We start from the raw sequence: 6,026 nt of genomic DNA, 5'->3' as shown, positions 1-6,026 counted from the left end.
CACATTCGGCATTGAAGATTGCGACTGCTGGAAAGAGCGGGCCTTCTTCCGGCAGCGCAGATCAGGCCAAATCAGCGGTTGGCACGGAACTTGGCGATTCCTTTCATTTTAAAAATGGCGCCGACAATACGTTTTCAGACATGTATGACCTACAGCAACTGAGCCACGGAAATGGAAAAACCTATGGAGATGGTCAGCATGCTGTTGCACGCGAGGGGCAGGAGCCGGTCCAGGATGCTGACGGGATTGATATTTCGGATGCGCACCACGATCACTCAGGGCACGCCAATCTCCATGCGGCTCACGATTTGATTGTGTAGCAATTACTGATCGAATGGGCCGTGCTGCCTTCAGAACAGCAAGATCATCCGTGTCGGCCAAGTCGGCGTTCACCACAGCATTCGAGCATCCCTCGAGGCGCTCGCGACGCCATCAAGGCGATCCAGGATAAGACCAAGGTATCCAGGGTCGTAGAGGAGCTGCTCGATGGCTGGACGGGACCAGCCGTCGCCTTGGGACCTCTCGGCGCTCTCCCGCGACATCACCCGGCTGCTATATTCCTAAGGCCAGACCAGATGGTGAGCGACGGTTTGAACGAGGGAGTGGTAGGCGACACCGCGAAGCTGGTGGCAGATCGGCTGATAGCGCGGATGCTTCGTCGCGACCCTTCGTTGGTGGAGAGGGCGAGGCCGCTCATGCCCGCCAAGCCCAGTTCGCAGCTGGCCCTTCGTGCGCGAGTGGGAGGACCTCCTTGCGCTACCGCTCGGCAAGCTCGCATCGAATCTTATCAGCCGTGACCGCGAGATGGTGCGGCTGCGCAACAGTTCTCCGTTCTATCTTGCTGAGGGCGTTGACTTAGGCGACTACGACGCCGAGGCTCCGCCTCGGAAGGGCGGCGCGACGGGTCGCCAAGCGAGCATCTGGAGCTTCACCCAAGGACCCCGGACGAGGGCAGAGAGCATCAAATGGAAAACCCCGCCGTCGCCGGCGGGGTTTTTTGTGTCCTACGAAATAGAGGGCGTTTAATTAGGGGCGTTTTATGCTCGTCGCCGCAGCGCGGAAAGGGCCTCTCCGAGAGCCGCCTTTTCCTAGGTCACCAGCTACGGGTCCTGAAGCTGAAACCGACGCTCGGGCCACCGCCGTAGTAGCCGTAGCCGCGGTCGTAATAACCCGGCCCTCCGTAGGAGCCGTAGCTGCGGCGCACCACGTACCCGTCATCATCGCCGTAGTAGCGCTGGTAGCGGGGGCCGCGGGTCCGGTAGCATCGTCCATACTCGTTGCAGACCAGGCGGACCTGGTCGATGGCGGAGGCTTCCGTCGACGGCGGCGGTCGGATTGAGCGGGGCGGCGACCGCCGCCGATCCCAGCACCGCTGCGGCCACGGCGCCAAGTGCGATTGTCTTCATGTTCGTTTCTCCTCGATGTGAACTCAGTCGATCTCTTCGATGATGCGACGATCGCCCGGTTCGACGATGTAGTACCCACTTTTCTTGGAACGTGAGTCGTGATTCAAGGTCGGGATGATACCCGAAGCAAGAGAAGTCCACCTTTCGAGGAAAGATCGCAAGGTGCTTGAGGCGTGCTGTCGCTCACCGGTGACGTTGCAGCGCGATTTGAAGCGGGCGCGGATAGTTCTGTTGGCGGCGGATGGGCGCAGCACCCGGTCGATCGCCAAGGAAGTTGGGGTCCAGCCGCGGATTGTCAGCCTTTGGCGGCATCGCTATGCCGACCATGGCCTTGAAGGGCTGCAAGACAAGCCGCGGCCTGGCAAGCAGCCGATCTATACGAAGACGACCGACAAGCGGATTCTGAAGCTGCTGGATAAGCCGCCACCGCAAGGGTTTGCGCGCTGGACCGGCCCCCTGCTGGCCGAGGCGCTGGGCGATGTCGATGTCCAATATGTCTGGCGGTTCCTGCGCAGCCACAAGATTGACCTGGTGGCTCGCAAGTCCTGGTGCGAGAGCAACGACCCGAACTTTACGGCCAAAGCCGCCGATGTTGTCGGCCTCTATGTCGCGCCGCCGGCGAAGGCCATTGTGCTGTGCGTGGACGAGAAGCCCTCGATCCAGGCTTTGGAGCGAGCGCAGGGTTATCTGAAGTTGCCCAATGGCCGCGCCTTGACCGGCCAAAGCCACGATTACAAGCGGCATGGCACCACAACATTGTTTGCGGCGCTCGAAGTCGCCACCGGAAAGATCATCGCGACCCATTCAAAACGCCGGCGCCGCGTCGAGTTTCTCGATTTCATGAACAGCGTCACCGCGGCTTTTCCGAACCGCAAGCTTCACGTCATCCTCGACAACCTCAACACCCATAAAAAGAACGAGGACTGGCTCAAGGCCCACCCCAACGTGCAATTTCATTTCACGCCGACAAGTGCGTCATGGCTCAATCAGGTCGAAGTATGGTTTTCCATCTCGCAGGGGCAGTCGCTCAGCGGCACCTCCTTCACGAGCCTCAAGCAGCTTCAGGAACACATCGATGCCTACGTCAACGCATACAACGACAGAGCCGAGCCCTTCGTCTGGACCAAGAAAAAGGTCCGTCAACGCCGTTTCAAAGGCCGCCGTATCACTCAGCTCTGATTCCGGGTGCTAGTGCCCAAGAATGGTCTGCATCCGACCCTGCAAGGTTCCGATCAGCGCAGCGCGTCCCTCGGCGTTATTGAGATAGCGGACATACCGGAGATGTCGAAGGTCAAAGGGAATATCATTTTCGTTCTGCGTGATTAGGATCACCTCTCGACCGAGGGTGTGGGCGATACCGGCTTCGTAGAACACGTTCGGATTTCTACCCGTACAGTCGCATACAACAATGCGCGAACGATCTATAAGTGCGACCACATCTTGAATGATCGCGGCATTTTCCCAAATGTCGTCAGCCCGTCGACACAGAAGTCCGACGTTACCAGCTGCCAGGCGTATGCTGTCGAAAACGGCGGCAAATCCCGCGTCGAATGGCATCATCGCCGACGCGAGGGCCGGTTCAATGTTCTCGTGTTCAGGAATTTGAAACACCGTCGGGCGCTGGCGGCGGGGTCTGACGCTGCGAAGTAGGAAGCGGTAAAGGTCAACGTCCTTTACAGCCCAATGATTTCGAGAGAATTCGAAATCTTCGGGCATGTCCAGCGACATGCGATTTTCGTAGATCGTCCTATTCTGAATTGGAGGAACCTCAGCATCAAGGCTGAATTCAAAAGTGACATCTCGGCCCATGCGACGAGGTCTGTTGATTTGACCGACGTACGCAATCTCGTCCCCCCATCCTTCCCCCATGAAGAGGCACGGCAGAGCGGTCAGCCGGTCCAACAAAATATCTTCACCTTGCCTGAACTGTGCCGCGATGTGAGCATCGGTGTATTCGAACATCCGACCAACGCCAATGGTCCCTCGACCCGAAGCCCAATCGAATGCGCGCATTATCAGATTAAACATTAGTCCTCCGGTCCGCTTGTGACGGCCTATCTTCCTTGTCCGGTCCCCGCATCACGATCTTGAGCGCGTCATCCGGCAATGGTCGCCGCAACACCGAGCTATGGCTGATTTTGGGTGACGCGGCCTGATCAGGCGGCGTGGCTTTCAGTGTTCGGAATGACTTCGATTCCGTCGATGAACTTTACACCGGCGATGACTTTCGGCAACTGGTTCGTGCTCTTCAATCGCCGCCAGGTCTTCGATGCGGCGTCGATGAGCTTGAACACCATCAGCTTCGCAGTTTGTTGCGACAGCGATCCCTTGGTCCGCACCGTTCGGTGGCGCACCGTGGCGAAGACGCTCTCGATCGGGTTCGAGCTGCGTAGGTGGATCCAGTGCTCAGCAGGGAAGTCGAAGAAGGCGAGCAGCGCATGGCGATCCTTGATCAGGCACTCCACCGCACGTCCGTATTTGACGTGGTATTTCTCGACGAAGACGTCGATCGCGGTTTCAGCTTCGGCCCGGTGTGGGGCCAGATAGATGTTCCGCAGGTCGTTCTTCATGGGGCCCTGCACGGATTTGGCGACCTTGTCGAGTACGTTGCTCACTTTATGGCACCAGCATCGTTGGTGCCGCGTGCCGGGAAAGGCCTCGTCCAGTGCCTTCCAGAAGCCGAGGGCGCCGTCGCCGATGGCGAGTTGCGGGGCAATCCGTAACCCGCGTTGCCGCAGGTCGATCAGGAGTTCGCGCCAGCTCTGCGCGCTCTCGCGCACGCCGACCTGGAAGCCGATCAGCTCCTTCTTGCCTTCCGGCGTGGTGCCAATCAGCACCAGCATGCATTCGCTGTGATCTTCCATGCGGGCCTGCAGGTACACGCCATCGGCCCAGATGTAGACATAGCGACGCGCCGACAGATCGCGTCTCTGCCAGCGTTCGTACTCGACCTGCCAATCGGCCTTCAGGCCGGCGATCACCGAAGGCGACAGGTTCGGCGCATCCTTGCCGAGCAGCGCCGAGAGCGCCTCCTGGAAGTCGCCGGTCGAGATGCCGCGCAAATAGAGGACCGGGATCAAGGCATCCAGGCTCTTCGTCCGCCGCGCCCATAGCGGCAGGATTGCCGAACTGAAGCGGAGGCGGTCGCCTGGCCCGCTCGCTCCGCGGTCGCGGACCTTGGGACGAGCGACCTCCACCGGACCGATGCCGGTCGCAATCTCGCGCACCGGACCGTGCCCATGTCGGACCAGGCGCGCTCGATCGTCGGGCAGCGTCAGATTGGCCGTGCTGGCCAGAAACGCGCCAACCTCGATCTCGATCGCCCTGGCAAGCAGGTCCCGCGCGCCGGCACGAACGATATCGGTCAGTGGATCATCAACCGCGGACGGCTGACGGAAAGCAAGAACATTGGTAGTCTCGGTCATGGCGTATCGCTCTCCTCGAGAGGTTCTGGCAGGCTCGTCACCCGCCTCGATACGCCGCCTTCCTCACACCGTCATCACCCAGATTCCGCCATAGCTCCGCCGGGTGGCGTCCGGGGGCCACCGTCCAAGGCGCGCAACGCGTCCAAGATTTCGTCGATCGATACCGGCTTCTTGAGGCCGGCAGGTGCGCGCATCGACGGGCAAGAGGCGATCGCGGACGCGTCGGACGCCCATGATGCCAAGATTGCGCGCTTCTCGGCCAGCGTCAGGGCAGGTGATCCAGAACGTCTTTCGGTGTCTCAAAGACCGTGCCGGGATGAAGCAGCGCGTCGAAGTCGAAAACGTTGTCGTCAGCGGTCGTCGGCCGCATGGTCCTCTCCTTTTCATTGACGAATGGATGGGAGCCGCACGACTTGCAGCGCGGCTCCATGGCGCCTCTACTAGGCGGCGGCTTTGGCTTCCAGCTTCCGCACGCTGCCGGTCGAGGCATCGCCGATCGCAATCCGGCGCGGCTTCATCGCTTCCGGAATCTCGCGGACGAGTTCGATGGTCAGCAAGCCGTTGTCGAATGCGGCGCTTTTCACCTGGACATATTCGGCGAGGCTGAATTGGCGCTTGAAGGCGCGGTGCGAGATACCGCGATAGAGGAAATCACGTTCGGTCTTGTCGGATTTGCTGCCTTCAACCGTCACCACGTTCTGCTCGGCGGTGATGACGATATCCTCGGGCGAGAAACCCGCCACCGCCAGCGAGATCTGATAGCGATCCTCCGCCAGCCGTTCGATGTTGTAGGGCGGGTAATTGTCCTCGCTGGCCCGCTGAGCGGTTTCTGCGAGGTCGAAGAGGCGGTCGAAACCAATGGTCGAGCGCCAGAGGGGGGCAAAATCGTAGGTGCGCATAGCCAAATCCTCCTAAGAGCAAGATGTCTACGAGCGGCACCGGACACGGTGCCCGTCTCTTGGCCCGGGCCCATGAGGCGCCCGGACACCATCGTCAGATGGCGACAAAAAAATTAGCAAAGCCGGTTTTGGTTTCAAGAGGGGGCTGAAAAAATTTTGCCACCGATCGCCGCGCCGTTACAGGTCCTCGCACCCCTTGAAGAACGGATGCCGCACCTTCCCCTCGGCCGACTTCGCTTGGTATTCGATCTCAGCAAGCAGCTTCGGTTCGACCCAGAGGTCCCTGCCGTTGAGAT

5 protein-coding genes and 3 pseudogenes are annotated in these 6,026 nt (G+C 60.1%); 2 read left to right on the top strand and 6 right to left on the bottom strand.

Annotation, left to right across the window (positions count from 1 at the left end):
* A partial coding sequence (locus ACVJ19_RS44070) for a hypothetical protein (protein WP_456739539.1) occupies positions 1–320 on the top strand: 320 nt, incomplete at its 5' end.
* A 773-nt stretch (positions 321–1,093) separates the two neighbouring features.
* Here ACVJ19_RS44070 and ACVJ19_RS44065 read toward each other — a convergent pair.
* Positions 1,094–1,406: pseudogene (locus ACVJ19_RS44065) on the bottom strand (hypothetical protein).
* A gap of 114 nt (positions 1,407–1,520) precedes the next feature.
* On the opposite strand from ACVJ19_RS44065, the gene ACVJ19_RS44060 reads away from it, so the two are divergent.
* Positions 1,521–2,585, top strand: a complete 1,065-nt coding sequence (locus ACVJ19_RS44060; protein WP_453955327.1) for an IS630-like element ISRj1 family transposase — start codon at positions 1,521–1,523, stop codon at positions 2,583–2,585.
* 9 nt (positions 2,586–2,594) lie between these two features.
* On the opposite strand, the gene ACVJ19_RS44055 is transcribed toward ACVJ19_RS44060, so the two are convergent.
* The 5 genes and pseudogenes from ACVJ19_RS44055 to ACVJ19_RS44035 all read right to left on the bottom strand — a co-directional run.
* A complete protein-coding gene (locus ACVJ19_RS44055; protein ID WP_281460893.1) occupies positions 2,595–3,368 on the bottom strand; it encodes a hypothetical protein in 774 nt (257 codons plus the stop codon).
* Between the two features lie 194 nt (positions 3,369–3,562).
* Positions 3,563–4,831, bottom strand: a complete 1,269-nt coding sequence (locus ACVJ19_RS44050) for an IS256 family transposase (RefSeq protein WP_166348650.1) — start codon at positions 4,829–4,831, stop codon at positions 3,563–3,565.
* A gap of 74 nt (positions 4,832–4,905) precedes the next feature.
* A pseudogene (locus ACVJ19_RS44045) lies at positions 4,906–5,201 on the bottom strand (hypothetical protein).
* A 70-nt stretch (positions 5,202–5,271) separates the two neighbouring features.
* Complete coding sequence (locus ACVJ19_RS44040) at positions 5,272–5,730, bottom strand: Hsp20 family protein (RefSeq protein ID WP_284283046.1); 459 nt, start codon at positions 5,728–5,730, stop codon at positions 5,272–5,274.
* A 177-nt stretch (positions 5,731–5,907) separates the two neighbouring features.
* A pseudogene (locus ACVJ19_RS44035) lies at positions 5,908–6,015 on the bottom strand (ATP dependent DNA ligase); the annotation flags it as partial.
* Positions 6,016–6,026 lie beyond the last annotated feature (11 nt).

This window comes from Bradyrhizobium sp. USDA 376 (genome assembly GCF_054063675.1).
This window is presented reverse-complemented; position numbering and strand designations above follow the sequence as displayed.

Coding starts and splice junctions, on each gene's coding strand:
- ACVJ19_RS44060 (WP_453955327.1), top strand. CDS start 1,521: ATGATACCCGAAGCAAGAGAAGTCCACCTTTCGAGGAAAGATCGCAAG.
- ACVJ19_RS44055 (WP_281460893.1), bottom strand. CDS start 3,368: ATGTTCGAATACACCGATGCTCACATCGCGGCACAGTTCAGGCAAGGT.
- ACVJ19_RS44050 (WP_166348650.1), bottom strand. CDS start 4,831: ATGACCGAGACTACCAATGTTCTTGCTTTCCGTCAGCCGTCCGCGGTT.
- ACVJ19_RS44040 (WP_284283046.1), bottom strand. CDS start 5,730: ATGCGCACCTACGATTTTGCCCCCCTCTGGCGCTCGACCATTGGTTTC.